Consider the following 1,619-nt stretch of genomic DNA (forward strand, 5'->3'; position numbering starts at 1 on the left):
CCTGACTCCAGATATGAGGCTAACGCCCAGCGCGTAGACATCAAAATACCGTCACCGCTACAAGCCTTTTTTGCCAGCTACGGCCCGTTATTAGATATGGCGACCGCAGGCCCTGAGACATCATGCCACTGATTATCTATATAACAAAGCCAAGGCGTTGGCCCTATTGGCGCTTTAAAATACAAGCCTTGATGCTGTTTTAATGCCATTGCGTCTTCGGGCGTGCCATAGTTATCTAGATAACTTGGCGCTGCGACAGGGATAAAACCATTGTCCATAAGTCTTATCGCCAGTACGCGCTCATTAGGCGCATAACCGCCGCGAATGGCAATGTCGACGTCATCACGCCCAAGGGTGGACAGCTCATCGCTTAAGCTTACATCTAAGACAATCTTTGGATACAGCGCGCTAAATTCATCTAACAATGGCAGCAGGATTTTTTCACCGAAGCCGACCATGGAGCTAATGCGCAGCCGGCCCATTGGCGTGGTTTGATAACTCTGGACGGTCTCTGAACTTTGTTTGAGCTGACTGAGTATCTGCTGCACATCGTTATAGTAAATTTGCCCCACTTCTGTCATTTTGACAATGCGGGTTGAGCGCTTTAATAAGGTTGCGCCCAGACTCTTTTCTAAATCAGCCACACGTCTTGACAGCGACGATGGTGGCACCCCAAACGCCTTTGCCGCCTTGGTAAAGCTGCCAGTTTCAGCGACTTTACAAAAATAGCGTATGGCTCGCAGTTGATCCAACTCCCCTCTCCTTTTACCGCTTTAATTGCACGTATCTAGACATTTTCGCCTTATTATTGTCATAAAAGCAATGGTGATTCACGTTTATATGCATATACAAGCCTATTAAAACCAGTAATAATAGGTTTGATTTAGCGAGTACAGATGCTAAGACGTATTCGATACAGGGATGTCAAAAACGCTTTGACTATTAAAAAACATCAATAACGGAAAACGACTTATGATAACTTTGCACGGATTTGCTGCGAGCAACTATTACAACTTAGTAAAACACGCTCTTTTATATAAAGAGATTCCCTTTGAAGAAAACTTAGTCTATCCCAGTAGTGACGAGTTACTAGCCGTCAGTCCAGTCGGTAAAGTACCTGCTATTACCATGCCTGATGGGTTTAATCTATCAGAATCGAGCGTGATTTGTGACTTTATTGAAGAGACCTACCCTGACACACCGCTATATCCTGCCGATGCTAAAGAGCGCGCAACGATACGCCAAATTATGAAGATAGCGGAGCTGTATTTTGAGTTGCCAAGCCGTCGCCTGATACCTTTTACTTTTTCAGGTACGCAAGTGCCTAAGCCTATCGCTATGGAGGTGCGTCAAGTATTAGAGCGCGGCATTATCGCTTTAAATCACTTGAGTCAGTTCTCACCTTGGGTTGCAGGCGAGCACTTTACGATGGCTGATATCTACCTGTACTACGTCAATACTATCGTTAGCGCTTTTGCAGCCCGACAGCTTGACTGGGATATTATGGCGCAGATACCGGGCATGACAGAGTGGAATGAGACTATGAGTCAATCTGATATCGCGAAGAGAGTGGATGTAGATCGCCTAACCAACATGCCTGAATTTATGCAATACGTGCA

General features: G+C 45.5%; 2 protein-coding genes. One reads left to right on the forward strand and one right to left on the reverse strand.

Going from position 1 to position 1,619, the window contains the following annotated elements; all coding sequences use genetic code 11:
* Window positions 1-77: 77 nt before the first annotated feature.
* Window positions 78-752 (reverse strand): LysR family transcriptional regulator, encoded by a 675-nt coding sequence (locus tag ACTXGO_RS13435; RefSeq protein WP_443574872.1) that lies wholly within the window; start codon window positions 750-752, stop codon window positions 78-80.
* A gap of 220 nt (window positions 753-972) precedes the next feature.
* On the opposite strand from ACTXGO_RS13435, the gene ACTXGO_RS13440 reads away from it, so the two are divergent.
* The coding region (locus ACTXGO_RS13440; RefSeq protein WP_443574873.1) for a glutathione S-transferase family protein at window positions 973-1,619 on the forward strand (647 nt) is incomplete at its 3' end.

This window comes from Psychrobacter sp. T6-1 (assembly GCF_052258445.1).